This is a genomic window from Streptomyces blastmyceticus, assembly GCF_039521185.1.
GTDB classification, from domain to species: Bacteria; Actinomycetota; Actinomycetes; order Streptomycetales; family Streptomycetaceae; genus Streptomyces; species Streptomyces blastmyceticus.
Window position 1 is genome coordinate 1 of sequence record NZ_BAAABW010000038.1, and the last position, 23940, is coordinate 23940.

Annotated in this window: 28 protein-coding genes and 1 pseudogene; 10 read left to right on the top strand and 19 right to left on the bottom strand. The window is 69.4% G+C overall.

Annotated elements, in window-relative coordinates; all coding sequences use genetic code 11:
- The first annotated feature begins 7 nt into the window (after positions 1-7).
- The 3 genes from ABD269_RS31615 (at position 8) to ABD269_RS31625 (ending at position 3252) form a co-directional block, all read left to right on the top strand.
- Positions 8-730 (top strand): transglycosylase SLT domain-containing protein, encoded by a 723-nt coding sequence (locus ABD269_RS31615; RefSeq protein ID WP_344123651.1) that lies wholly within the window; start codon positions 8-10, stop codon positions 728-730.
- 195 nt (positions 731-925) lie between these two features.
- On the top strand, positions 926-1978 hold the full coding sequence (locus tag ABD269_RS31620) for a chitinase (protein ID WP_344123486.1): 1053 nt from the start codon (positions 926-928) through the stop codon (positions 1976-1978).
- A gap of 185 nt (positions 1979-2163) precedes the next feature.
- Positions 2164-3252, top strand: coding sequence for an amidase domain-containing protein (locus ABD269_RS31625; RefSeq protein ID WP_344123488.1), 1089 nt, complete (start codon positions 2164-2166; stop codon positions 3250-3252).
- 48 nt (positions 3253-3300) lie between these two features.
- On the opposite strand, the gene ABD269_RS31630 is transcribed toward ABD269_RS31625, so the two are convergent.
- The 3 genes from ABD269_RS31630 to ABD269_RS31640 form a co-directional block, all read right to left on the bottom strand.
- On the bottom strand, positions 3301-4302 hold the full coding sequence (locus tag ABD269_RS31630) for an aldo/keto reductase (protein WP_344123490.1): 1002 nt from the start codon (positions 4300-4302) through the stop codon (positions 3301-3303).
- A 70-nt stretch (positions 4303-4372) separates the two neighbouring features.
- Positions 4373-5368: an SDR family NAD(P)-dependent oxidoreductase gene (locus ABD269_RS31635; protein WP_344123492.1), complete on the bottom strand. Its 996-nt coding sequence runs from the start codon at positions 5366-5368 to the stop codon at positions 4373-4375.
- Between the two features lie 47 nt (positions 5369-5415).
- A complete protein-coding gene (locus ABD269_RS31640) occupies positions 5416-5994 on the bottom strand; it encodes a hypothetical protein (protein ID WP_344123494.1) in 579 nt (192 codons plus the stop codon).
- Positions 5995-6243: 249 nt separating this feature from the next.
- Here ABD269_RS31640 and ABD269_RS31645 point away from each other — a divergent pair, with 249 nt between their 5' ends.
- Both ABD269_RS31645 and ABD269_RS31650 read left to right on the top strand, forming a co-directional pair.
- A complete protein-coding gene (locus ABD269_RS31645; protein WP_344123496.1) occupies positions 6244-7617 on the top strand; it encodes a cryptochrome/photolyase family protein in 1374 nt (457 codons plus the stop codon).
- Between the two features lie 94 nt (positions 7618-7711).
- Positions 7712-9226, top strand: a complete 1515-nt coding sequence (locus ABD269_RS31650; RefSeq protein ID WP_344123498.1) for an SDR family oxidoreductase — start codon at positions 7712-7714, stop codon at positions 9224-9226.
- Between the two features lie 139 nt (positions 9227-9365).
- Here ABD269_RS31650 and ABD269_RS31655 read toward each other — a convergent pair whose 3' ends face one another.
- From ABD269_RS31655 to ABD269_RS31675, 5 genes and pseudogenes are all read right to left on the bottom strand, one after another.
- Positions 9366-9791, bottom strand: coding sequence for a hypothetical protein (locus tag ABD269_RS31655; RefSeq protein WP_344123500.1), 426 nt, complete (start codon positions 9789-9791; stop codon positions 9366-9368).
- A gap of 39 nt (positions 9792-9830) precedes the next feature.
- Entirely contained in the window at positions 9831-10157 is a 327-nt protein-coding gene (locus tag ABD269_RS31660; RefSeq protein WP_344123502.1) for an SMI1/KNR4 family protein, read from the bottom strand.
- A gap of 35 nt (positions 10158-10192) precedes the next feature.
- Positions 10193-10306: pseudogene (locus tag ABD269_RS31665) on the bottom strand (DUF6191 domain-containing protein); the annotation flags it as partial.
- Between the two features lie 150 nt (positions 10307-10456).
- A complete protein-coding gene (locus ABD269_RS31670; RefSeq protein WP_425573024.1) occupies positions 10457-10972 on the bottom strand; it encodes a DUF6928 family protein in 516 nt (171 codons plus the stop codon).
- 39 nt (positions 10973-11011) lie between these two features.
- Positions 11012-11263 carry a DUF7660 family protein gene (locus tag ABD269_RS31675; RefSeq protein ID WP_344123506.1) on the bottom strand — a complete coding sequence of 84 codons (252 nt, stop codon included), beginning with the start codon at positions 11261-11263 and terminating at the stop codon, positions 11012-11014.
- 104 nt (positions 11264-11367) lie between these two features.
- On the opposite strand from ABD269_RS31675, the gene ABD269_RS31680 reads away from it, so the two are divergent.
- On the top strand, positions 11368-12216 hold the full coding sequence (locus ABD269_RS31680) for an immunity 49 family protein (RefSeq protein ID WP_344123508.1): 849 nt from the start codon (positions 11368-11370) through the stop codon (positions 12214-12216).
- Between the two features lie 31 nt (positions 12217-12247).
- Here ABD269_RS31680 and ABD269_RS31685 read toward each other — a convergent pair whose 3' ends face one another.
- The gene (locus ABD269_RS31685; RefSeq protein ID WP_344123510.1) at positions 12248-12967 is read right to left on the bottom strand and encodes an MBL fold metallo-hydrolase; all 720 of its coding nucleotides are present in this window, start codon (positions 12965-12967) and stop codon (positions 12248-12250) included.
- 193 nt (positions 12968-13160) lie between these two features.
- Here ABD269_RS31685 and ABD269_RS31690 point away from each other — a divergent pair, with 193 nt between their 5' ends.
- Positions 13161-14684, top strand: a complete 1524-nt coding sequence (locus tag ABD269_RS31690; RefSeq protein ID WP_344123512.1) for an alpha/beta hydrolase family protein — start codon at positions 13161-13163, stop codon at positions 14682-14684.
- 49 nt (positions 14685-14733) lie between these two features.
- Here ABD269_RS31690 and ABD269_RS31695 read toward each other — a convergent pair whose 3' ends face one another.
- Entirely contained in the window at positions 14734-15333 is a 600-nt protein-coding gene (locus ABD269_RS31695; protein WP_344123514.1) for a TetR/AcrR family transcriptional regulator, read from the bottom strand.
- Positions 15334-15405: 72 nt separating this feature from the next.
- Here ABD269_RS31695 and ABD269_RS31700 point away from each other — a divergent pair, with 72 nt between their 5' ends.
- The 3 genes from ABD269_RS31700 to ABD269_RS31710 all read left to right on the top strand — a co-directional run bounded on the left by ABD269_RS31700 (position 15406) and on the right by ABD269_RS31710 (position 17582).
- Positions 15406-16233, top strand: coding sequence for a class I SAM-dependent methyltransferase (locus tag ABD269_RS31700; RefSeq protein WP_344123516.1), 828 nt, complete (start codon positions 15406-15408; stop codon positions 16231-16233).
- A 41-nt stretch (positions 16234-16274) separates the two neighbouring features.
- Positions 16275-16934 carry a hypothetical protein gene (locus ABD269_RS31705; RefSeq protein WP_344123518.1) on the top strand — a complete coding sequence of 220 codons (660 nt, stop codon included), beginning with the start codon at positions 16275-16277 and terminating at the stop codon, positions 16932-16934.
- Positions 16935-17108: 174 nt separating this feature from the next.
- Entirely contained in the window at positions 17109-17582 is a 474-nt protein-coding gene (locus ABD269_RS31710; RefSeq protein WP_344123520.1) for a VOC family protein, read from the top strand.
- 66 nt (positions 17583-17648) lie between these two features.
- On the opposite strand, the gene ABD269_RS31715 is transcribed toward ABD269_RS31710, so the two are convergent.
- The 9 genes from ABD269_RS31715 to ABD269_RS31755 form a co-directional block, all read right to left on the bottom strand.
- A complete protein-coding gene (locus tag ABD269_RS31715; protein WP_344123522.1) occupies positions 17649-18821 on the bottom strand; it encodes a methyltransferase domain-containing protein in 1173 nt (390 codons plus the stop codon).
- Positions 18822-18827: 6 nt separating this feature from the next.
- The gene (locus ABD269_RS31720) at positions 18828-18974 is read right to left on the bottom strand and encodes a hypothetical protein (RefSeq protein ID WP_344123524.1); all 147 of its coding nucleotides are present in this window, start codon (positions 18972-18974) and stop codon (positions 18828-18830) included.
- Between the two features lie 91 nt (positions 18975-19065).
- Positions 19066-19365 (bottom strand): DUF7848 domain-containing protein, encoded by a 300-nt coding sequence (locus tag ABD269_RS31725; RefSeq protein WP_344123526.1) that lies wholly within the window; start codon positions 19363-19365, stop codon positions 19066-19068.
- Positions 19362-19622, bottom strand: coding sequence for a hypothetical protein (locus ABD269_RS31730; RefSeq protein ID WP_344123528.1), 261 nt, complete (start codon positions 19620-19622; stop codon positions 19362-19364). The genes ABD269_RS31725 and ABD269_RS31730 overlap by 4 nt, the downstream gene beginning before the upstream one ends.
- Complete coding sequence (locus ABD269_RS31735) at positions 19619-19897, bottom strand: hypothetical protein (RefSeq protein WP_344123530.1); 279 nt, start codon at positions 19895-19897, stop codon at positions 19619-19621. The genes ABD269_RS31730 and ABD269_RS31735 overlap by 4 nt, the downstream gene beginning before the upstream one ends.
- 207 nt (positions 19898-20104) lie before the next feature.
- Complete coding sequence (locus ABD269_RS31740) at positions 20105-21352, bottom strand: helix-turn-helix domain-containing protein (RefSeq protein ID WP_344123532.1); 1248 nt, start codon at positions 21350-21352, stop codon at positions 20105-20107.
- 361 nt (positions 21353-21713) lie between these two features.
- On the bottom strand, positions 21714-21899 hold the full coding sequence (locus ABD269_RS31745) for a hypothetical protein (protein ID WP_344123534.1): 186 nt from the start codon (positions 21897-21899) through the stop codon (positions 21714-21716).
- On the bottom strand, positions 21892-22353 hold the full coding sequence (locus tag ABD269_RS31750) for a hypothetical protein (protein WP_344123536.1): 462 nt from the start codon (positions 22351-22353) through the stop codon (positions 21892-21894). Before ABD269_RS31750 ends, ABD269_RS31745 begins: the two co-directional genes overlap by 8 nt.
- A gap of 9 nt (positions 22354-22362) precedes the next feature.
- Complete coding sequence (locus ABD269_RS31755; protein ID WP_344123538.1) at positions 22363-23463, bottom strand: major capsid protein; 1101 nt, start codon at positions 23461-23463, stop codon at positions 22363-22365.
- Between the last annotated feature and the right edge of the window lie 477 nt (positions 23464-23940).

Consider the following 23940-nt stretch of genomic DNA (forward strand, 5'->3'; position numbering starts at 1 on the left):
CCACCGCCTGACCGCCGCCCACAAGCTCTCCGCCGCCGGCCTGACCGCCGCGGGCCTCACCGCCCTCGCGCTTGCCGCGATCCCCGGCCAGGCCACCGCCGCGCAGTCCATCGACGTCAAGCCCGTCGCCTGGACCACCCACGACGCCGGCACCAGCGACCAGGAGCAGCAGGAGCGCCTCACCCAGGTCACCGGCCAGGCAGCCGGCCAGGCGAAGACCGAAGCCGCAGCGCAGCACAAGACCGCCACCGACGCCGCCGCCAAGACCGCCGCCCAGGCGAAGGCGAAGGCCGAGCAGGACCGCGCCGCCAAGGAAACCGCCAGCCGCTCCCAGGACCGCAAGCCGGTCGAGCAGACGGCCCCCGCCCAGGAGGCCCCCGCCCCGGCCCCGGCTCCTGCGAAGGTCTACGGCGACAACCTCGACGGCTGGATCAACCAGGCCCTGGACATCATGCACACCAAGGGCATCCCCGGCACCTACGACGGCCTCAAGCGCAACATCATGCGCGAGTCCACCGGCAACCCCCAGGCCATCAACAACTGGGACTCCAACGCCGTCGCCGGCATCCCCTCCAAGGGCCTGCTGCAGATCATCGACCCGACGTTCAAGGCGTTCCACGTCGAGGGCACGTCCTGGGACATCTACGACCCGGTCGCCAACATCGTCGCCTCCTGCAACTACGCCGCCAAGACCTACGGCTCCATGGACAACGTCAACTCCGCATACTGACGCACAGCAAGAACCCCACACGCCCCAAGGGCGGCAGTACCACACGGTGCCGCCGCCCTTCGGCGTATCCGGAGTCAATTCCATTCTGGTCCAGACTTATTGACGGTTCATCAGCTGCGCCCTACCTTCCCGGTGAGCCGAGCCGCGGGCGTGACGTGCGGTCGTCCGTGGCCGGTCCCGGGAAGGGAGTGCCGTATGAGCCGTCGAATGCCGCGCCTGCTGGGTGTCGCCCTGGCCGTCGCCTTCGTGGCGCAGGTTCCGGTCGCCGGTGCGGTGGGCGCGCCGCGCGACGACACCTGCGCCGTCAAGCCGAGACCGGCGGGCAAGGTCCTCCAGGGGTACTGGGAGAACTGGGACGGCGCGGCGAACGGCGTCCACCCGCCGCTCGGCTGGATCCCGGTCACCGACACCCGCATCGGCGACCACGGCTACAACGTCGTCAACGCGGCGTTCCCGGTCATCCGCTCCGACGGGACCGCGCTGTGGGAGGACGGGATGGACGCGACGGTGAAGGTCGCGACTCCTGCCGAGATGTGTCAGGCCAAGGCTGCGGGTGCCACGATCCTGATGTCCATCGGCGGTGCGGCCGCCGGGATCGACCTCGGCTCCAGCGCCGTCGCCGACCGGTTCGTCGAGACGGTGGTGCCGATCCTGAAGGCGTACAACTTCGACGGCATCGACATCGACATCGAGACCGGCCTCACGGGCGGCGGTGACATCACCAAGCCGTCTGTGTCCCAGGCCAATCTGATGCGCATCATCGACGGCGTCCTCGACCGGATGCCTGCGGGCTTCGGGCTGACGATGGCGCCCGAGACGGCCTATGTCACCGGGGGAAGCGTGACATACGGCTCGATCTGGGGCGCATACCTGCCGATCGTGAAGAAATACGCGGACAACGGCCGGCTCTGGTGGCTGAACATGCAGTACTACAACGGGAACATGTACGGCTGCTCCGGGGACTCCTACTCCGCCGGGACCGTCGAGGGATTCATGGCGCAGACGGACTGCCTGGACAAGGGGCTCGTCGTCCAGGGCACCACCATCAGAGTTCCCTATGACAAGCAGGTCCCCGGATTGCCCGCGCAACCGGGCGCCGGGGGCGGCTATATGGACCCGAATTCGGTCGCCCAGGTCTGGACCAATTACCGCGGTGGGCTGAAAGGTCTGATGACCTGGTCCCTCAATTGGGACGGTTCACGAGGGTGGACGTTCGGCGACAACGTGAAGGGTCTGGAAGGGCGCTGAAGCGGTCCGGAGCGAGCGTCGTACGGACAAGTTGTTGCGTTGTCCTATCCGTGATCCGATCATGCGTCCACGGCGGCGGAAATTTGTGCGAAGATCCCTTTTCCCCGGTCCGCCCGGACCGGGGAAACAAGGGGAAGCACGTGAAAGCAACGACGTTGAGAACCGCCGTCGGGGCGGTATTGGCAGTGACCGTGACGACCGTGCTGCTGCCCTCGGGCGCGAGCGCGTCGCAGACGAAGCAGCCGAAGCAGGCGGACGGCAAGACGGTCGAGTCCTTCGGCCGCGTCGCCGACGCCGTACTGAAAGACCGTACGGCCGCACTCCTGGACACCAAGCCCGCGCGGCGAATAGCCCCGCCGCTCCGCGACGGGAACGTGAGCGTCTCGTCGAGCCTGGCGCGGACGGAGGACGGCGCGCTGTCCTCGCTCCGCACCCGCAAGGCGCGCCTCGCCTCCCTGGGCGAGGCGTACACCGCCGCCGACACCCAGGTGTCCGTGGACAGGACCCAGGTCAAGAACGGGCGGGCCACGGTCGAGGTCACCGAGACCACGACGCTCGCCTACAAGAAGATCCGTGGCGACGAGCCCACGACGACGGGCTTCAAGGCCCACCACGAGCTCAGCTTCTCCAGCACGTCGAAGGGGAAGTGGGAGCTGACGGGCATCAGGCCCACGGACGCGGGCCCCCGGGCGGTCAACGAGCCCCGCACCGCGGTCGCGGCCACCCCCGAGGTGGCCCCCAACGGCACCCCCGCCGACATCTCGTGGCCCGCCCCGGCGAAGCCCAAGAAGTTCACCGGCACCGCCTACAACTACAAGGCCATGGCGGCCTATGCGGAGAAGTACTGGCGGAACTACAACCCGGACTACCGCCAGTTCAACGACGCGGGCGGCGACTGCACCAACTTCATCAGCCAGTCCCTCAAGGCGGGCGGCTGGAAGACGGTACCCGGCGCGTATTCCGACTACCACAATTGGTCGTACGGCTCCTCCGGGCAGACGGATTCCTGGGTGGGTGCCAACGAGTGGGCGTGGTTCACGCTGTCCTCGAAGCGTGCGACCAACCTGGCCAACGTCTATCAGCTGGACGTCGGCGACATCCTGCAGATGGACTTCGAGGGCGACGGGTCCAAGGACCACTCGATGATCGTCACTTACCGGAGCCGGATCGGCGTCCCGTATCTGACGTACCACTCCACAAACACTCACCGGAAGTCGGTGGCGAGCATCATCGCCTCCAACCCGGACGCGGTCTACTACGCCTACCGCACCTGACAGCCCGTGTTGGGCCCCGCCCGGCCGGGGCCCAACACCCCGGGGACTTCAGTGCCCCAGACGCGCCAGCGCCTGCTCCGGATAGCGCGTTCCCGACACGGAACCGTTGGGCACCGCTCGCCGCAGCGAATCGAGCTGCTCGGCGCTCAGGACGATATCGGCCGCCGACACGTTCTCGGCGAGATAGCGGCGCTTCTTCGTACCGGGAATCGGGACGATGCCGTCGCCCTGCGCGAGAATCCACGCCAGCGCCGCCTGGGCGGGGGAGCAGCCCGACTGCGCTGCCACATCCCGCACGGCGGCCACGAGCGTCAGATTGTGTCCGAGATTCTCCTCGGCGAAACGAGGCCAGCGCCTTCGGTTGTCCCCCTCGGCCAGGTCGTCGCGCGAAGTGACGGAGCCGGTCAGCATGGCGCGCCCCAGAGGCGAGTACGCCACGACGGCGATTCCCAGCTCCCGGCACACCTCGAGCATTTCCCCCTCCACGACGTCGCGTGTGAAGAGCGAATACTCCAACTGGACCGCGCTGATGGGATGTACGGCGTGAGCGCGGCGGAGCGTCCCGGGGCCGACCTCGCTGAGCCCGAGGAAGCGGACGTCCCCCGCTTCGACCAGGGCGGCCATCGCGCCGACGGTCTCCTCGATCGGGACGTCGGGGTTGCGGCGGTGGGCGTAGTACAGATCGATGTGGTCGGTACCGAGCCGGCGCAATGAGGCCTGACACGCGGGCCGGACGTACTCCGCCGAGGTGTCGACATCGCCCACCCGGCCCGTCGCCGCGTCGTGCCGCAGGCCGAACTTCGTGGCGAGCACCAGCCCTTCGCGACGGCTCGACCGCCGGCTGAGCCAGCTCCCCAGCAACTCCTCGTTCGCACCCCGTCCGTAGGCGTCCGCGGTGTCCAGCAGGGTGACTCCGAGGTCGGCCGCGAGATCGAGGGTGCGCAGTGACTCGGCGTCGTCCGGGACCCCGTAGGCGACCGACATCCCCATGCAGCCGAGACCGATGGACGATACCTCCGGACCGTGGCTTCCCAGGGTGCGACGTTCCATCTGCTGTTCTCCTCGGAACTCGGCTGCCGTTGCCGTCCGAAGCCTGACGCCTTGACGGCCGTGCCGCAACCTACCTCTGATCTTGCCGCTGGGGTGAGCGGGCCGGCTTCGCCGGGAACGCGTTCAAACCGGTGAGCTCGCCGGAGAGTTCCCACAGGCGGGCCGCCGCGGCGGGGTCGGTGGCCCAGGGTTTGACGCCGCCGACGAGCATGTCGTCGGTGGTGGCCGGGGCGGCGATGTCGCAGTCCTGGCAGTACGCGCCTCCGCGGTCGTCGAGCAGCGGCGACGTGGCCGCCCACACCGCCGTCGCCGCGCCTTGCTCCGGGGTCTTGAAGCCGGCCGCCGGAGTCTCGTCCTCGGTCACCCAGCCGAGCGCGTGCCACTCCTCGCGGGGGATGTGCCGTTGCAGCGGTGTGAGGATGCTGCCCGGGTGCACGGCGAAGGCGCGCAGCCCACTGTCCGCGCCGAGGGTGTCGAGGTGCACGGCGAAGAGCGAGTTGGCCGTCTTGGACTGGGCGTAGGCCGCCCAACGGTCGTAGCCGGTGCGGAAGTGGAGGTCGTCCCAGCGGATGTCCGACAGGAAGTGCCCGGACGAGGCCACGGACACCACCCGGGCCCCGCCGGGCGCGAAGGCCGGGCGGAGGCGGTTGACGAGCGCGAAGTGGCCGAGGTGGTTGATCGCGAAGTGCGCTTCCCAGCCGGGCCCGACACGGGTCTCCGGGCAGGCCATCACGCCGGCGCCGTTGATCAGGACGTCGATGGTGCGGCCCGTTTCGAGGAAGCGGTCGGCGAAGACCCGGACGCTCTCCAGGTCCGCCAGATCGAGCGCGTGCACCTCCGTCCCGGGCATGCCGCGCAGGGCGGCCTCGGCGGTGTCGGGCCGCCGGGCGGGGACCACGACCCGGGCCCCGGCCCGGGCGAGCGCGCGGGTGGTCTCCAGGCCGAGCCCGGAGTAGCCGCCGGTGACCAGCGCCGTGCCGCCCGACAGGTCGATCCCGGCGAGCACCTCGTCGGCCGTGCTGTGGGCACCGAATCCGGTGCCGATCCTCTGCTGCTTTGTGATCATGAATCCGACGCTAGGACCTGGAGTGCACGCGAGGTCAAGCGCGTGCGTCAACGCCCCGTGGGCGCGGGGAAGTCCCGGACCTTGAGCTTGGCCATCCGGCCGTCGGGGTGGTGCCAGACGACGCCCTCGTGGCCGGTCAGGGCGAGGGGCCCGGTGAAGAACTCCCGCAGCTCCTCCCATGTGAGCACCGGCGGAAGGCCGGTGACGACCGCGGCGCGGGCGTGCCGGACCAGCTCGTGGTGGCCGGTGCCCTCCGGATTCCTGTTGATCTTCGGGCCGATGAGCTCGTACGTCCCGGGCCCGGCCCCGCCCGGCGGCAAACAGTCGACGGCCTCGGCGTGGAACCTCACGAACCCGGACCCCTCGATCGGCTCCCACCCCGTGGTCCTGCCCGTGACCGGGTCGGAGTCCACCGGGACATAGCCGGCCGGCGGCACCTTGTCGCGCTTCACCTCGCGCCGCGCCCACCACGCACCGGACGCGTCGAGCATCACGCACGTCCCGTCGTACTTCCGCGTGGGCGTGCCCTCACCGGCGAGCACCCACTCGCAACCAGGGGTGAGCCCGGGGAGGACGTACCGGCGGTCGTCGGGGTCGCGGCGGAACAGGGTCGGGATCTTCTGCATCGGGTCAGCCTTCGGTGGGAGCGGATCGGCTGAGATCGTCGCAGGTCCCGCCGGGGCGGCGCCGCTCCTTTTCCGGTGCTGCTCAGGGGCGTGGGTGCGCCCCCGCTCCCTTCCTGAGGAGTGCCGCGGTGACCTGACGTGACCTGGCCTGACGTGACCGATCGGCCGCGCCGGGCCCGCGCGGGCACGCGGCGGACCGTACGGTGGCCGTACGCGCCAGCACACCCGGTTCACGAAGAAAGCGCTGTCATGACGGTTTCCGTCGTCCTGTTCACCTCGGACCTCCGGCTGCACGACCACCCACCACTGCGCGCGGCCTTGCGGAGCGCGGACGAAGTGGTGCCGCTGTTCGTCCACGACGACGCCCTCGCCGCGACCGGCTTCGCCGCACCCAACCGGCGGGCCTTTCTGGCCGATTGCCTGGCCGACCTCGACGCCGGGCTGCGGGCACGCGGCGGCCGCCTGGTGGTGCGCTCGGGCGACGTGGCCGACCGGGTTCGCGAGATCGCCGCCGAGGCGGGCGCCGGAGAAGTGCACATGGCTGCCGGAGTCAGCGGCTTCGCCCAGCGGAGGGAACGGCGCCTGCGCGACGCCCTGCGGGCGGACGGACGCCACCTGTGCGTCCACGACGCGGTGGTCACCGTGCTCGCGCCCGGCGCCGTGACACCGGCGGGCTCGGACCACTACGCGGTGTTCACCCCGTACTTCCGCCGCTGGTCGCGGGAGCGGCTGCGCGACGTGATGGGCGCCCCGCGCGCCGTACGCGTCCCGGACGGCATCGGCTCCGGACCGGTCCCCGCGCGCGAGCGCGTCGACGGGGTGTCGCAGGGCCTCGCCACCGGCGGGGAGAGCGAGGGCCGCAGACGCTGGACGGCCTGGCGGCGCCGGGGGCTCGCCGCCTACGAGGACCGCCATGACGACCTGCCGGGGGACGCCACATCACGGCTCTCCCCGCACCTGCACTTCGGCACGCTCTCCCCCGTCGAACTCGCCCACCGCGCACGGGCGTCGGACGGACCGGGCGCCGCGGCGTTCGTCCGGCAGCTGTGCTGGCGCGACTTCCACCACCAGGTCCTCGCCGCCCGCCCCGACGCGGCCGTCGCCGACTACCGCCCCCGGCACGACCGATGGCGCACCGGAACCACCGCCCGGGAAGAGATCACGGCGTGGAAGGAGGGACGCACCGGCTATCCCGTCGTCGACGCCGCGATGCGCCAGCTCCTCCACGAGGGCTGGATGCACAACCGCGGCCGCCTGCTGGCCGCGAGCTTCCTCACCAAGACGCTGTACGTCGACTGGCGTGTCGGCGCCCGCCACTTCCTGGACTGGCTGGTGGACGGCGACGTGGCCGACAACCAGCTCAACTGGCAGTGGGTGGCCGGCACCGGAACCGACACCCGCCCCAACCGGGTCCTCAACCCCGTCGTCCAGGGCAGACGCTTCGACCCGGACGGCGCGTACGTACGCCGCTGGGTGCCCGAACTCGCCGGGATCGACGGGCCCGCCGTGCACGAGCCGTGGAAGCTGCGCAAGGCGGAGCGGGCCCGCTACGCCTACCCCGAACCGCTCGTCGACCTGTCCGACGCCCTGACCCGCTTCCGACGGGCCCGCGGGCGGGAGTGAGGACGCCGCACGGCCGCACCCGCCGGATCTCTCCGTGCGGCACCCGGCAACCGGTGCGAGGGTGGGGGGAACGACGAGGAAAGGCGCCCGGCCCATGCCCCCACCATCGGCGGGATCAGGTCAGTCGTGCCTGGTCACAGGGGTGACCGGGTACATCGGCGGACGGCTGGTGCCGGAACTGCTGCGCGCCGGCCACCGCGTGCGGTGCCTGGTCCGCGATCCCCGGCGGGTCCGCGACCAGCCCTGGGCCGCCGACGTGGAAGTGGTCCCGGCGGATGTGACACGCCCCGACACCCTGCCGGCCGCCTTCGAGGGCGTCGAGGTCGCCTACTACCTGGTGCACGCGCTCGGCACCGGCCGGGACTTCGAGGCCACCGACCGGCACGCCGCACACGCCTTCGCCGACGCGGCCAGGGCCGCGGGCGCCCGCCGCATCGTCTACCTCGGCGGCCTGGCCCCGGCGGGAGTCCCCGAGGAGGAGCTCTCGCCGCACCTGCGCTCCCGCGCCGAGGTCGGTCGCATCCTGTTGTCCAGCGGCGTGCCGACCGCCCACCTGCGCGCCGCGATGATCATCGGCTCCGGCTCGGCCTCCTTCGAGATGCTGCGGTACCTCACCGAGCGCCTGCCCGTCATGGTCACCCCCCGCTGGGTGCGCACTCGCATCCAGCCGATCGCCGTCCGCGACGTCCTGCACTATCTCGTGGGCGCGGCCGCCCTGCCGCCGGACGTCAACCGCAGCTTCGGCATCGGCGGCCCCGACGTGCTGACCTACCGGCAGATGATGCGGCGCTACGCCGCCGTCGCGCGGCTGCCGCACCGGGCCGTCATCCCCGTACCCGTGCTCTCCCCGGCCCTGTCCAGCCTCTGGGTGGGGCTGGTCACCCCCGTGCCCCACACCATCGCCCGCCCGCTGGTGGAATCCCTGCGGTACGAAGTGGTCTGCGGCGAGCACGACATCGCCGCGTACGTCCCCGACCCACCCGAGGGTCCGACCGGCTTCGACGGAGCCGTACGCCTCGCCCTCCAGCGCATCAAGGACGCGGACGTGACCACCAGATGGTCCTCCGCGACCCTGCCGGGTGCGCCCAGCGACCCGCTGCCCTCCGATCCCGACTGGTCGGGCGGCAGCCTCTACGAGGACCGGCGCAGCGTGCGCGTCGCCGCGGACGCCGCCACGCTGTGGGACGTGGTCGAGGGCATCGGCGGGGACAACGGCTGGTACTCCTTCCCCCTCGCCTGGGCCGCTCGGGGCTGGGCGGACCGCCTCCTGGGCGGGGTCGGCCTCCGCCGGGGCCGCCGCGACCCACGGCGGCTGCGGGTCGGTGACGCACTGGATTTCTGGCGGGTCGAGGACATCGTTCCGGGGAGGCTGCTGAGACTACGGGCCGAGATGCTGCTGCCCGGCCGCGCCTGGCTGGAACTCACCGCCACCCCCGACGGCCCTCACCACACCCGCTACGAACAGCGCGCCCTCTTCCACCCCCACGGCCTGGCGGGTCACGCCTACTGGTACTCCATCGCACCCTTCCACGCCCTCGTCTTCGGAGGCATGGCCCGCAACATCGCCCACCACGCGGAGTCCAGGGCGAGCGGGCCCGAGGCCGGCTGACCTGCCGTGGACCGCCGGTGGCCGCGCGACGCTCGAAGAAACGGCACCCTGCTGGCGCTCCTCGTCGAGTGGTTGTCGCCTCTTGGCCCGCCGGGGCAGGAGTCCACCCCGACGCGATCGCAGAGTCTGTATCCGCGACTCAGAAGGGCAACACCATGTCGCACTCGTCCGTTGTACGGTCGGGCTGGGCGGGGTTCGCCGCGGGCCAGTCGCCGGGGACCGTCCTGACGACCTCCAGCAGGTCGGCCTTTTCGCGGCCGACGACGACCAGGTTCTGGCCGGTTCCGGCGGGCTCCAGGCACAGCAGCCTTCCTGGGGCGGAGAACCAGCGCACCGGCGCTCCCGTCGGCTGGTACCAGGTCGGATGGAGAGGCAGCGCGACCGGCTCGTACGCCGTTTCGACCCAGGCGATGAGCTCCGGGGTCGCCCGGCACTCACGGCCCTGCGGGCCGTACCGTCTGGCCATCACCGCTTCGCTGAGGACGGCCTCGACACAGGCCAGCGACAAGCGATCCAGGAACGGCCGCCAGCTGAACCGGGGCAGGTGGTCGGAGAACAGAGCCACGGACGGGTCGTCAGCGGACAGCTCGGTGAGGGGAACACCTCAGCCCGCACAGCCCTGGTTCTCGCTGCGGAACACCAACAGCCGCCCGGAAGGATCGAGCAGCAGTTCATCCGGGCCCAGCAGCGGGTTCTGCCCGGCGATGAGGTCGCTCCGGCGGCCGAACAGCAGGTAGGCCTCGCGCAACGCCGCCGGAAGGCCAAGACCGAGCCGCTCCTCCGCACTCCGGATCTCGGCCGGCGTGAAACCGTCGCCAGGCGACAGAGGCGTCTCCCACGAAGCCGAGAACGCCTTGACGAACCCCCACACTCCCGCCCGGTCCACCGCGCCGTCACCGAGCGCCTGGGCCACGTCGAATCTTTCAGCCATGCCCCGACCCTACGTGCCGCAGGGGATGGCGCCGGTCAGGGATGCCTGCGACGGGGCTCCGGACGAGTCACCGCTGTGCCGGACCGCAGATCCATGGAGCTACGCGGCGGCGCACCGGAATCCACGTCGTCACGTAGGACAAGCCGACGCTCCTTCTGCTCCCCTTGTGGGAACTGTAGGAGAGTCGGCCTCCGACAGAACTTTGGGCGGCCGGCGCACTGCTTTCGTCCGGCCTTCGCCGCCGGATCCGGCGCACGACTTCACATACCTGCTCGTCGGCCAACAGCCAGTACCGATGCTTACGAAATACGGATCATGCGCCGGGCCGCGGCCTGCAACTGCGCTGACCGAGCTGTGTGATCAGGCAGTCGGAGGGCCGCCAGCGTGACCACTTCCGGATCGAAGCAGCCCGCGTCGGTGGGCCCCTCGCGGACGAACCCGAAGAAGACGCGCAGCACCTCGTTGCCGAGATCTGCCGGGTGGAAGGGCAGTGGACAATCCGGCGCGTGCGCCAGTGGGTGCCGCCCCGCCCAGAAGTCCTTTTCCAGAGGGAGCGGCTCGCCGATGTTCTCGATGATTCCCGTGCCGGGGGAGAGGCTCAGGCTCCTTACCAGCGTGCCGTTTTCCCAGAGGGCGAAGCCGAGCCGGTCGACGCTGCTGTCCATGAATACCGCGTAGGCCCGCGGATGGGCCGAGCGCGCGATGTTTGCGGACAGCTCGCTGGGGCGTTCCCGGAGCAGGTCCCCGGAAGTGATGACGTCGACCCCGGGGAATCGGCCGACGCATCCCGTCGCGATGGGTGGCCAGACCGCCACGTCAGCGAATTGCTCCAGAGCTCCGATCGACCGGCGCGATCATTCGTAGACAGTGGCCGCTTGCAAGGCCCGTGCCAGGAAGGTCCAGTCGCCGCCTGCCGGGAGCTCTTTGCCGAAGTTCTGGTACCAGCCGTCGGAGTCCTTTGTCCATGCGGCGAGAGCCTCGAGGAATCGGTCGAGAGTCCCGTTCTCCCATTCGTGGCCGCGTCGCAGGTACTCCTGATGGAGGTCGCTGAGGAAGGCGGCGAGTTCCTCGCGGCTGCGGATTTCATCGTCGGGAGTAAGCGGCATGACAGGAACGTACCGTGCGGGCGGACGGTGAGACGCTGATATTTTCCCGGGGTTGAGCCGTGGCTGTCCACGGCAGTCGCAAGGATCATGGGAGGACGGAAGCCGTGCAGGAAGTGACGTGCCACAAGGTCGGTGAGCAGCGGATCGCGCAGGCGCTCGGTGATATTGAAGGGCGGGCGTTCAGCCGGTGGCACAGGTTGCGTTACGACACGCTGTCCCTGGCGGGGCTGCAGGAGATGTGCGACGAACTCCTCGACCACGTCGCCGCCCGCGCCCTGGAGGACCCCGCGCTCACCGACCCCGCGCGCATGGTCCTGCGGACCGCGGCGGAGTGCGCTTATGGAGTGCTGGACCTCGGCGTGTTCCCGCACGGCGACTTCGAGGTCGTCCTTCCTCTCGTCGACATGACGCTCAGCAGCGAGGATTTCGACTTCGGCGATGCCGTGGACCGGATACCCACCACGAGGACCTGGGTCGACGCGTTCGCGATGTGCTTGGTCGGCGGTCTGTTCCGGGAACCGTCGCGAGTCATCGCCGAGATGCTCAGGAAGGACCATGCACCCGAACTGCGCACCGCGGGAGCGGAGTCGGCCGGTCTCGCCGAGATGGACGCGTTGTGCGGCTATCTCGGCACCGATCCCCGGCCCCTGCGCAAGCCGGACGCCGAGGAGCGCGATCTCGCCGCGCGGCGGCTGGACGCGGCCGGTGCGCTGACCCCGGACCAGCGGTTGCTGCGCGTGCTGCTGGGCGACGACCAGCCGGCCTTCGAGCAGGCTCTGGCGGACCGGCTCGTCCAGCACCGCGAGAGCGTGGGAGCCGACCCGCAGCCCAGGAGCCTGCTGCCGGTCGGGGCCATCGCCCTGGCTTCCCTGGCGGTCTCGGCGCACGGCTGGCAGCTGGGCATCCGCTCCGGCTACATACCCTGCGGACTGCTGCGCGGCCCGCACCAGTAACTGATCCCGCGTCAGTACGACGATCCCCGTCTCACACCCAGTCATCCTCCGGAGCGGCCGACCGGAGCGCCGTGCCGCCGTCTTTCACCAGAGGCAGGCCGTGCGGCACGCACACGGTCTCCACTTCGAGCGCGGCCAGCCGTCGGAAGGAGGCGATGGCCTCCTTTCTGTCCACATTGAACGGACCGAGGATCGCCCGGCCCTCCGCGGTGGCGACGATGTCACCCGGGAACAGCACGCCGCTGGACGGGAGATGGAGCGCGATGCCTCCCGGAGTGTGGCCCGGCACGTGCAGGACGCGGACGGGCTCGGCCCAGCCGTCGAGACTGTCGCCGTCGTGCAGTTCGACGTCCACCGGCACATGTTTCACAGGGGGCATGTTCGCGTCGGCGAATCCAGCGCTGATCTGCTCATGGAGGGTGCGCTCCGGAGCAGTGAACACCGGCTCGGGTTCGGGAGCGGTGCCGCGGATGAACGGCGCGTCCAGCGCACCGGCCAGGACACGGGCGCCGGTGGCCGCGACGAGATCTGCGGCCGAGCCCATGTGGTCGAGGTGAGAGTGGGTCACAACGATCTGCCGCACGTCCCGAGGGCGGCCGCCGAGCCGGTCCAGGGCGTCCAGAATCGCCGGGGCGGACCCCGGCACACCGGTGTCGATCAGGGTGTATCCGTCCGGCAGGCGCACGAGGTGGACGTGCCCGACCGGGAACGGCAACTGCCAGACGGCGGGGGTGATCTGGATGAGTTCCATGGTGTGACGCTAACCGGCGGGCGAGGCACGGACGACTGCTTTGCGCTGCGGGCGAATGATGGCCGCACTGGTGCTGACCCCATGGCCGGCTTTGGTGCTGCCTCGATCGTCGGGCGCGAGAACAGTCCGTAGCGTTGCCGGCATGAAACCTTGCCGTCCGGCATCGAGCGGCGCCCTGGCAGACGGTCACCGTGTGATCGGTGCCAAGCGGCGTGTCCACGCAGTTCTTCTCCTCGCAGTTGTCGTTCTGGCAGGCGCGTTCACGGACGCGGCGACGGCGGCGCCATCGATACCGGCACCGGCAGCGGCGTCGATATCGGCCCGGGAAACGGAACCGGCAGGCGCGCCCGCGGCGGATCCGGTCCGCGAAGAGGTCTCCTTCCGCAGCCACGGCCTGACCCTGCACGCCACCGTGGTCGCGCCCGCCACCACCGCGGGGCGCGGAACCGCAACGGCGGGGCGTCACCCGGGAGTCGTGCTCGTGCACGGGTCGGGCCCCGGTCCTCGCGAGGAGTACATGCCGGAGGCCGAGGCCTTCGCCCGCGCGGGGATCGCAGCCCTCGTCTACGACAAGCGGACGGTCGGCTACTCCCAGCTCCACCGCGACTTCTCACTTCTCGCCGACGACGCCCGCGCGGGAATGGAGACCCTGCGCGCCCGCAGCGACATCGACCCGGCGAAGGTCGGGCTGTGGGGGTTCAGCGAGGGCGGCTGGGTGGCACCTCTGGCAGCAACGGAGGCCCCCGACACGGCCTTCCTGATCACGATCGGCGGACCGGGCGTCACGCCGCTGCGCGCACAGACCTGGAACCTCGGCAATCAGCTGCGCCACGGCCATGTCTCCGGATCGATACGCGACGCGGTCACCGTGCCCGCGGCCCATCTCCTGGACGGTGCGGGCCTGTTCCCCGCGGCCGACTACGACCCGGTGCCGGTCCTGGAGCACGTACGTCCTGCCGTGCTGGCCCTCTGGGGCGAGTACGACACCCAGGTGCCGCCCCGGGAGAGCGCCCAGATCTTCCGGCAGGCCCTCGCCCGTGCCGGGAACCGGCATGTGACGATCCGTTTCGTCCCCGGCGCCGGCCACAACGGACACCGCACGAAGGACGGATTCGACAAGCTCGGCGGCCCGGTCGTCGACGGCAAACGCCTCGGCGCCCTCGGCCCCGGCTACGCGGACGTCATGACCTCATGGGTCCGGGCCGTGGCCGCCGGGCAGCCCCCGGCCTCCAGTACCGCCTCGCCCCCGCGCCAGGAGTTCGACAGCCGCGCGGCGACAACCGGTGCCTGGTACGAGTCGATTGCCCTCCAATACGCGGTCCTCGCGCTCTTCCTCGTCGCGTTCGCCGGGTACCCGGTGATCGCGGGAGTGCGCCGGATCACCGGACACCGCGGGCGCCCCGCCGTCTCCCGTCCGGCGCGCTGGCTGGCCGCCACCGGCGCCGCGGCGGTGGCGGGCACGTTGACGTTCATGACGTCGATCTTCGCCCTCGGCGGCAAGGGCGTGACGCCCTTTCTCTTCGGCCGGCCCCTGCCCTGGATCGTGCTCCAGGCCCTCGCCCTCGCCGTCGTCGCAGCGACCGCGGCCACCGGCCTGTCCTGGTGGCGCGCCCGGCACGAGGTGAACGGAACGACCCGTATCCGCCTCACGTTCCTGCTCGCCGCCGGGACGGTGTTCGTCCCCTGGGCCCTTTACTGGCGTCTGCTCCTCCCGTAGGCCGCAGGCGGTACGGGCTGTCGTACGGGCGCGCTCGCCGTCGGGTCGTTCATCGCAGCGGTTCTCGCGCGACGCCGGCGATGACCGCGGTCACGGCCCTGCGGACGGCTCCGGTCTCCGGTGGGGTGCCCTTTCGGTCGGCGAAGAGCATATGGCCCGTCCCGACCAGTGTGGGAGCGAGCGTGTCGACGTCGGCGTGTGCCGCGATGCGGCCCAGTTCGCGCTCGACGGTGAGGTAGGAGGCGATCGCGGCCGTGGCCTCCGTCAGCACCGGGATGCCGGTCGGCGTGGTCCGGCGGAGCCGGGTGCGCAGGTCGTCCCGTGAGGTGACGAGGCCGACGATCGCCACGGCGACCGACGCAAACAGGTCCGTCAGCGCGTCGGCGAGGTTGTCGGCGACGGTGCCGGTCCCGGCGGAGTCGCGCAGGGCGGCGGCCCGGCCGTCGATCCGGGCGATGCGGTCCAGTACGAGCTCGGCGAGGAAGGCGTCGAAGTCGGCGAAGTGCCGGTGCAGGACGCCCTTCGCGCAGCCCGCCTCGGTGGTGACCGCCCGGCTGGTCAGCGCGCTCGGCCCGTCCCGGAGCAGGACGCGCTCGGCGGCGTCGAACAGCTGCTCGCGCGCGTCCCGGATGGCCACTCCCGTCGGCACCGTGCGTCTCCTTCTTCTCTCGTCCGGCCCGCACGATTGACGGGTGGGCGTACGCCCACTCATAGTGGGCAAGTGCCCACTGTACCGCCGGAGCAAGAGCGGCCTTCCGAGCGCGAGCCCCATCAACACCGGGAGGTGGCCGAGTCGTTCGGTACGGACGCCGAACGCTACGACCGGTCCCGGCCCCGCTACCCGCAAGCCTTGGTGGACCGAATCGTCGCCGCCTGCCCCGGTCTTGACGTTCTCGACGTCGGCTGCGGCACCGGCATCGCGGCCCGGCAGTTCGCGGCCGCCGGCTGCAAGGTGCTGGGGGTCGACGTCGATGCGCGGATGGCCGCCCTGGCGCGACAGCGTGGACTCGAGGTCGAGGTGGCCGCGTTCGAATCCTGGGACCCCGCCGGCCGGAAGTTCGACGCGGTCGTCTCCGGACAGGCCTGGCACTGGGTGGACCCGGACGCGGGAGCGGCCAAGGCGGCGCGGGCGCTACGGCCCGGTGGCCGGCTGGCCATGTTCTGGAACGCGGCCCAACTCCCGCCCGAACTGCTGGAATCATTCGCCGAGGTCTATCGCCGGGTGATTCCCGACTCCCTTGCCGCCCGCCAGTGGGCGGTGCCGGTCCTGGACGCGTACGCGACGCAGTGCGACAGGACGGCCGACGGGATACGGGAGACGGGCGCGTTCGGCGACCCGGAGCAGTGGCGATTCGACTGGGAGCAGCCCTACACCCGGGACGAGTTGCTGGACCAACTGCCCACCACCGGCGGCCACACCCGGCTCCCGGCGGCCGAGCTGCGGGAAGTGCTGGCGGGCGTCGGCGCCGCCATCGACGCGGTGGGAGGCGGCTTCATGATGCGCTATGCCACGGTGGTGGTCGCGGCGACGCGAGGCGATGCGGCCTGATCCTGCGGGTCGTCGTATTGGGCATGCGGTGAGGGACGGTCATGCCGCACACTCCGCAGGTGATCATCATGCAGCCCGTGCTGGAAACCTGTTCCTCCGATGGCTTCTCCCTGTGGCCGGTCGCCTCGACCGAGGCGTACGGGTTCATGCCGCTCAGCGGTGCGCTCAGCCCCGAAGAGGTCGGCGCCGCGGTGATGCGCATCGCCGTCTGCAACGACGTCGCCCCGGAGCCTGACGGCTGCCCGCCGGGGCCTGCCGACCCGCTCGGGAGCTTCCTGCACGGACTGTTCACCATGGATCCCCTCTTCGCGGCCGGTGGCCTGCAGGTCATGGACACCGCGACCGGCACCGAGCTGCTGCCGGGCTGCTGCAACGGACTTGATGAACGGAGCGACTGGCTCGAGGTCCTCGACGGCGACGGCCGGGCCTCCTTCGGCCATGGCCCCGCCCCGCTCGCCGAGCGCCTCGGCGACAGCGTCCGACTGACCGTCGATGCCGAGCAGGACGACAGCCCTGTGATCGAAATGTCGGCCGACGAGCTGCGCCGTCTGCTTGTCGGCGCGGAGAGCGACTTGGCCGACTTCCTCCAGCTCGCCGCCGTGTGGGCCGCCCGACACCTGTCCGGCCATGCCACCCCCGTCTCCGCCGCCCTCGCCCGTGCCCTGGCGCTGCCCACCCCCGTCGTGCCGCCGTTGCTGTGAGGCCACACCGGTGCCTTTCCGTGGTCGCCGGGTGCGCAATGGTTGCAGGCGCTCCCGGCTTCGGCGCTCCCAGCATGGACGTCGGTGTCGGCGGCAACCGGTCGGTCCGGGCGGCCAGGTCGGTGGGCTCGTGCTGTACCTCGTATCGATGGCAGGGCCGATATAACTAGTCACATGGCATTGCACTGGAAATTGGTCATCGACAGCACGAACGCATCCGCCCTCGCGGACTTCTGGGCTGCCGCCCTGGAATACGAGGTGGAGGATCCCAGCGCTCTCATCGAGCAGCTGCTGGCCGCCGGACACGTCGGCGAGGATGCGGTCGTCGAGCATCGTGGCCGCAAGAACTTCCGCGGCTACGCGGCGATCCGCCACCCCGAGGACCCGTTCGACGGGACCAGCGGCGTCGGCCGTGGGCGACGGCTGCTCTTCCAGGACGTGCCCGAGGGCAAGTCCGGCAAGAACCGCCTGCACCTCGACGTCCACAGCGAGCCCGGCGGTCTCGACGAGCTGGTGGCCCGGCTGGAGGGCCTGGGGGCGACCCGCGTCCGCGAGGTCGACAGGGGGCCTGCCGGGCACTGGTGGATCATGCAGGACCCGAACACGCCGGACTACCAATTCTACGGTGAGTCCGTGGTCAGTGTGTGAGAAAGGCCCCGGTCAGCGTCCGAGGGAGACGCCAACCGAGGCCATGTGCAGCTCCTCAGTGGGGAGTCAGGAAGCGACGGGCACCGGTTGCTCTGGCGAGTCGAGCCATACCCGTTCGCCGTCGCCATCCACGGTGAGCCCGAAGCGATCGAACCCGGGGCGGCCCTGCTCGCCCCACCACTGGTAGGCCGCTTCCGTCTCGTCCCACAGCTTGCGCGGGCCGGACTGGACCACCACGTACTCGCTGGCTTCTGGCTCGTAGTCGGCCGATGCCCACGAGCGGGTGTCGATGCTGTACGTCCACAGCGTGTAAGAGCCGTCGTCGTACCGCTCGGCACGCCAGAACGCTCCGGGCACTCGCAGCCCGATCACGAACTGTTCGAGCCACCCGCCGATGTCAGCGGGCGAAAGCGCGGTCGTGCTCCTGGCGCCGTCTGCGGGCCACTCCCGGCCCTTGAGGTAGGCGTCGAAGGGCGGGCGTTCCGTGCGCTGCTGCCGCAGGCGCATGAAGGCACTGGAGCGGGTGAAGGGACCGCTCGCCGTACCGTCGTCGCCGACGACCAGGCGCACGATGCACTCGCCTCCATAGTCCGTTCCCCACGGGGCGACGACGACCCCGCCGGGCCGGGTCTGCTCGATCCAGGTCCGGGGCACTTCCCCGACCGAGCACGTAGCAATGACCCGGTCAAACGGGGCACCGGCTGGATGACCCAAGCGTCCGTCTCCCACGATGACCAAGGGGGACAGGTCAGCGCGCCGGAGGTTCTCCCCCGCGCCCTTGGCTACGTCCTCGTCGTACTCGACACTGACCACGTTCACGCTGCCGAGTCGGTGCGCGAGAAGACCCGCGTTCCAGCCGGTGCCAGTGCCGATCTCAAGAACGTGTTGCCCTTCCTGAGCGTCCAGGTCAGCGAGCATCGAGAAGACCATGCGCGGCATGGAACTGGAGCTTGTCGGCGTGGCTCCGAGCCCGTCCCCAGTGTGCCGTCCGTCGTCCCACTGCGTGGTGAGGGGGATGTCGGAGTACACCGCCTTGAACCATGCGTCCGGGGCCTTGGCGTGGTCCACCAACGCCGTCTGCTCGGTGCCGTCCGCGATGCCCGGCCAGATGCGATCAGGCACGAACAGCTCACGGGGGACCGCCTTGAACGTCGGCAGCCAGTCAGAAGTCAGCGCGCCCGCTTCAACGAGCGCAGAGGCGAGCCCTGAAGGGCCCGCCCCCTCTGTGCGTGTGGTCACGTGCGCCTACTTACCCGTCGCGGGGCCGGAGCCGTCGGACGTGTTGCCGCCCTCGTCGGAGCCGCCGCCACCGTGCTTGGCGCCGCTGTTGCTGTCGTCCTGCTGGCTTCCGCCCTGGCCGCTTCCGGAACCGCCGCCGTGCTCTCCACCCATGGGATGCTCCTTCGTAGTCGGTTGATGATCTGTACTACCCGCCCGGCCGACTCCGCTTCACGGGAATGAGGGCGTGCGACCGGGCGGGAACCTAGGGGGCCGCGCGTTCGTGCTGCGGCTCCTCGGACGGAAGCGGCGGAATCTCCCGCTTCCCCTCGTTCAACTCCAAGCGGCGCACCAGAGCCACGTCCTCAAACGTTCGGGCGAACGTCGGGTGACCAGTGCGGCCGGTGTGGGCCATCATCGCCAGGTCCGCTGCCTTGAGATCCGCCGTCGCCGCCAGCGTCCACAGGCACCCGCCGTCCAGACAGCGCGCCGACACGGTGATTTCACCTCGCGGGTGCGTGCCAATCGTGTGCTTCACAGTACGGATCACGCTGCGCGTACTCATGCGCTCACCGATGGGGGCTTGATCGGCAGCGCCATGACGCGCGGCTGGTGCGGGTGGTTGCGGAGTTCCAGGTTGCAGTCAGTCACCTTGGACATGTCCGCGTACCCGTCGGGCGTACCGATGCCTGTCCGGTAGGCAGCACGCCAGAGCTTGACGTGATCGCAAATCTTGCAACTCTCGCGTCCGGTCGGCTCCAACTGGGGGAGATGCAAAGGGAGTTCCACGGGATTTTCCGAGTAGGTGCGCCCGTAGGTCATGAGCGGTCGCCTCCGCCGTCGCCAGCGTCCGCCTCGGACAACCGCCCGCCCCGACTGTCCGCGACCCGCAGAGCGTCGCTCAGCGCCTCGAACAGGCGAGCCGCCAGGTAGCGCAGCTCCACATCCGACAGCTTCGGAGCGTCCAGGCTTGCGCCGATCTGCCTCAACAGCTCTTTGCCTATGGCAAGTTGAGACGTCTCGATGTTGTCGGCCAGCGCGGACAGCCACCCTTCGCCGTTCGTGTCGAGGTAGCAGGGTCGGCCGTCATCGGTCACCCATGGCAGTAGTCGCACGACCCCCGACGCATCGTCGGCAAGGTCCCTCCTGCGCTGTTGATCAGCTTCGGTTCTGTGAACCATCTCGGCCCCTGGTCTGTTCGCCGTCGGGATACCGAGAAGCTATGGCCACGGGAAGGCTCAATCCACAGGCGTAGCGCGGCAGTTGGAGGCATGATCGCCCCTAACTACCGCGCTACGTGGTAGCTAGCCCAACACGCCCAGGTGGTTAGCCATGGCGCGCATCTCAGCGGTGAGCCTCCGCTTACGCTGCTGGACGATCGCCGCCATCACGTCCTGTGCCATCCGCTGATGCCGGAGCCACTGAGGATTCGCGTAGTCCACGGCCGTCAGTCGATCGAGCGCCTTGTCATGCTCGCCGACCTTGATGTACGCCGTCGCCACGGTGAGTCGGTGCCGGTTCCATTCCTTATCGGTCTCAGCGATGCGGGCGGCCTTCATGGCGCGGTCGGAGAACCGGGCCTTACCGGTGGATTCATCAATCACACGGAAGGGGTCGCCGTTCTCGGAGATCAACTCATCCTCCAGCCCCTTCATTCCGGCAACGGCGGTATCGAACCGTCCGAACCGATGCCGGGTATTGGGATGCCTTCCCAAGGCGGCAGCGGCAGACTCGGCAATCCGGCGGGCATCCGTGCTCTCGCCGGGGCGGTTATTGCGGACAGAGGCGGCAGCCGCTTGCAGAGCCAGCCAGCCCCATACGGCGAGCCTTTCCGGGGGCGCTTTCGAGATTCGCGGTTCCAGGTGGTCCGCCGTCTCGATAGCCGCTCGCTCCGCATCATCGAATCGGCCTTGCCTCAGCAGAAGCCACGACATGATGACCACGGCGTACCCGGCCGTGTTCATGTCTTGCACCGCTCGCGCGTCCTGAATCGCGCCGGACAGAGCGTGATAGGCGAGATCATATTGCCGAACCTGTGTCAGATATCGGCCGCCCAGCAAGTACGCTTCCGCGCGAGCAGACAGCGCCTGTGTGTACTCCTCGCCGTTATCAAAGTAGGCAACAGCGGAATTTGCGTCCCGGATGGTCTCAGGCATCTTGCCAGCCACAGAACCGAAGTTGTCCGAGTCGTACGCCGCCGACCCAGCGCGGATTACGTCCAAGAGCGCGGGAAGGTTCGGTTCCTCGTCGGGCCTTTCGCTGCCGCTGTCTGTGATCCCCAATGGCGGGGTGAGAGCGCTCCGCAATTCGGCGAGCCCTACGCGCGTCGGATCTTCGCCCCGGACAGGCTCCGGTGTGTCAGAAGCCATGAGTTGAGAGGTCTTCACATGGAGTGCGCGAGCCAGGATGTGAAGGGTTTCGATGCGGACGTTGCCACCTTGTTCGAGCTTGGCCACGGTGGAAGGAGCAAGCCCAGCATCGTAGGCCAACTGCTCCTGAGTCAGCCCAGCTAGCCGCCGGTGCTTCCTGACGTTCTCCCCTAGAGCGCTCATGGGTCCCCGCCTAGTGCGTGTGGTGTCGTGCTCCGTCCGTCCAGCGTACGCCCGGCGGTCGGTGCCGGACACGACGAAAGCCCCCGCAGCCAACCCCCAACGAGGAGGCAGGCCGCGAGGGCTGGGGATGGAATCGAAGGTGGCGAGATCCTGTGGCGTGGCTGGCTTGATGGGCCCCGGCACCCCCGAGCCGGCGAAAGGCTGACCTTTTGATCGAAGGTGGCCCCGGCTTCGGCGACGCCAAAACCCGTAGCCGGATCGACCTGCTATACGCATGCGGTCAAAAAGGGAGCCAAATCGGGGGCATCCCCCACCTCTCACCTTCAGATCGAAGGCGGATTATCAGCGGCAAAGTGCCTGGTCACCGGCGCGTGCGCTCGTCGCGTTGGCGTTCACGGCGGGGGTGCCGGTAGTCCTCGGGGCGACCGCCCAGCACGACGCGACGACAGCGCCCCGGAATCCCCCGCATGGGGCAGCCGTCGAACGATCCGACCGCACGGCAGTAGCGGCACTGGCCGGGCAGCGAGGCCGGGTCGTCGTCAGCCACCTAGCGCCCCCTTTCGCATCCGGGCCGCCATGGTCGCCGCGTCCCTCGTGCCATTCATCGTGGGGTCAAGCCCTCCGGTTCCTAGCCCCCCGGTCGGCGCAGAGGCGTACCGGGCCAGCACTCGCGCGTCCGCCTCTAGCTCCGCCTCGGAGTCGCCGCGTAGCCGATCGGTCAACTCGGCTGGTATGCCGACACGTTGGGCTACTCGACCACGCAGCGCCGACAGTTCGGCATCCTTGGCGCGAGCCTCCAACTCGGCGATCGATGCCCGCAGTTGCTCCACCTCGGCACGTGCGGTGTCCCGCTCCGCCATCAGCTCATCAAGCCGCCCGAGGCTCTGAGTGCCCGCCTTCGGTGCCGAATCATCCTCGGGGGCCGGTTCCGCCCCTGGGTCACCGTCAAGGCTGTCAGCGGGCTCCTGTGGCGCCTGAGGCACATTCTCGAACTCGGTCACAAGTCCCCCTTACTTGGCGGCGACGGAAACAACAGTATGTGCAGGCTCGGACGAATAGCCACCGGCAACCGAAGTGACCTCAACGAAATGGATCGAGCCAGCGGCCCATCCGGACGGAGCAGTAGCCGAGAAAGCGCCCTTGCTGTCTGTAAGAGCGCCGCCAACAACCGCACCGTTCTCGTGAATGAGGACATGCGAGCCAGCGTCGGCCCTACCGGCAACCGAGCCGCCCGTAGCAGGAATCTGAGTGGCTGTTACAACCGGCCGCGACGGCTGAGCACCCAGCTTGAGGCCGACCGCGCACTGATCATTGAGCACGGTAGCCCCGGCGAAAATCTCCACGATAGAGCGCTCCTGCCGAGTCTCCAGGTCAAAGCCCATGAACCAAGTGGATGCGTAACCTTGCCCATTTTCGTCAGTCTGGGAGGCGCCGACCACGGACTGAGGCTTTGCCGGAGCGCGGAAGGCGGCGGCGAAAGCATCCCGGGTCATCGCCACAGCGCCAGTGATATACGGCGACATGAAGACGTTGAATCCGTGCAGGCGGCCCACCAGAGCCTCACGTAGCGCGGAAGGATCGCCAGCGTCGGCAACGCTCGAAAGGTTCGGGTCGTTGAGAAGAACTTCCTTGACGCTCGGATCAACCACCAGTACGCGGGTCTTGGCGCCGACTTCCCGCCCGTCGAGAATTGAGCCCGCGCGGGTGATCGTCTTGCGCGGATTGCTCGGGTCGATCTCCAGAGTTCCGCCGTTAATAACGGTCTGCATCTGCGCGGCAATCGCCTTTTCGGCAAACTTGGCGATACCCGCAACCTGCGGAGCGAGAACCTGTGCGCCAAAATTCTCGACGTTCAGGTCCATGTCCTTGGCGGAGAGCTGAACGCCGTTCATTCCATGTGCCGACAGGGTGACAGGGACAACTCTCTCGGCAACCGACGTAGTCACAGCGGAAGTCGAGCCGGTGAAAGACTGAGCCTCCACCACCTTCGGGATGCGCACGCGAACTGTGTCACCCACGCCGCCCTCAAAATCGGATCCCGCGTCACGGAACACGAGACGGCCTAGGACAAGCTCAGCCTTAAGGAGTTCAGCAGCCGACTTGGCGACCATGGAATGTGTAGCAAAGCTGTTGCTCTCGACCGCCGCGCCGATCGAGCCAGTAGGGAAATTAGGCACTAGTGGTTTCCTCCGATATCCGGGTATAACAAAACCCCCTTACTCGCTAGGTCTCGGCATCGACCTATGCAGGTAAGGGGGCTGCCGGCGAGGAGCACGTCGCACATGCGCGCGTGACTTCAACCCGCCGAAGACTGGGGTAAGTGCGGATGCCGCCGCAGGGCGGAAGTTGGCTACCCTTGACCACTCAGGGGTAATCGACGGGCGGACCGGCCACAGGAGATTATGACCGGCCACGCACCGACGAGAAGGAACCCCGAACCGCAGAGGAGCAACCACCATCGCTCATTCATCACGAGGTGAGTTGGTTAAGCAGCGGCGACCCGATCGCGGGCATCAGAGAAATGCAAGAGAAACCCACCCGTCAACGTTGAAGGGTGTCCAGCAAGCCGCACGGCGAATGACTGATTC

Bases quoted from the DNA above. Each gene is read 5' to 3' on its own strand.
- ABD269_RS31620 (WP_344123486.1), top strand. From the start codon at position 926: ATGAGCCGTCGAATGCCGCGCCTGCTGGGTGTCGCCCTGGCCGTCGCC.
- ABD269_RS31630 (WP_344123490.1), bottom strand. From the start codon at position 4,302: ATGGAACGTCGCACCCTGGGAAGCCACGGTCCGGAGGTATCGTCCATC.
- ABD269_RS31635 (WP_344123492.1), bottom strand. From the start codon at position 5,368: ATGATCACAAAGCAGCAGAGGATCGGCACCGGATTCGGTGCCCACAGC.
- ABD269_RS31640 (WP_344123494.1), bottom strand. From the start codon at position 5,994: ATGCAGAAGATCCCGACCCTGTTCCGCCGCGACCCCGACGACCGCCGG.
- ABD269_RS31645 (WP_344123496.1), top strand. From the start codon at position 6,244: ATGACGGTTTCCGTCGTCCTGTTCACCTCGGACCTCCGGCTGCACGAC.
- ABD269_RS31650 (WP_344123498.1), top strand. From the start codon at position 7,712: ATGCCCCCACCATCGGCGGGATCAGGTCAGTCGTGCCTGGTCACAGGG.
- ABD269_RS31660 (WP_344123502.1), bottom strand. From the start codon at position 10,157: ATGGCTGAAAGATTCGACGTGGCCCAGGCGCTCGGTGACGGCGCGGTG.
- ABD269_RS31675 (WP_344123506.1), bottom strand. From the start codon at position 11,263: ATGCCGCTTACTCCCGACGATGAAATCCGCAGCCGCGAGGAACTCGCC.
- ABD269_RS31685 (WP_344123510.1), bottom strand. From the start codon at position 12,967: ATGGAACTCATCCAGATCACCCCCGCCGTCTGGCAGTTGCCGTTCCCG.
- ABD269_RS31705 (WP_344123518.1), top strand. From the start codon at position 16,275: ATGCCGCACACTCCGCAGGTGATCATCATGCAGCCCGTGCTGGAAACC.
- ABD269_RS31710 (WP_344123520.1), top strand. From the start codon at position 17,109: ATGGCATTGCACTGGAAATTGGTCATCGACAGCACGAACGCATCCGCC.
- ABD269_RS31720 (WP_344123524.1), bottom strand. From the start codon at position 18,974: ATGGGTGGAGAGCACGGCGGCGGTTCCGGAAGCGGCCAGGGCGGAAGC.
- ABD269_RS31725 (WP_344123526.1), bottom strand. From the start codon at position 19,365: ATGAGTACGCGCAGCGTGATCCGTACTGTGAAGCACACGATTGGCACG.
- ABD269_RS31730 (WP_344123528.1), bottom strand. From the start codon at position 19,622: ATGACCTACGGGCGCACCTACTCGGAAAATCCCGTGGAACTCCCTTTG.
- ABD269_RS31740 (WP_344123532.1), bottom strand. From the start codon at position 21,352: ATGAGCGCTCTAGGGGAGAACGTCAGGAAGCACCGGCGGCTAGCTGGG.
- ABD269_RS31755 (WP_344123538.1), bottom strand. From the start codon at position 23,463: ATGGTCGCCAAGTCGGCTGCTGAACTCCTTAAGGCTGAGCTTGTCCTA.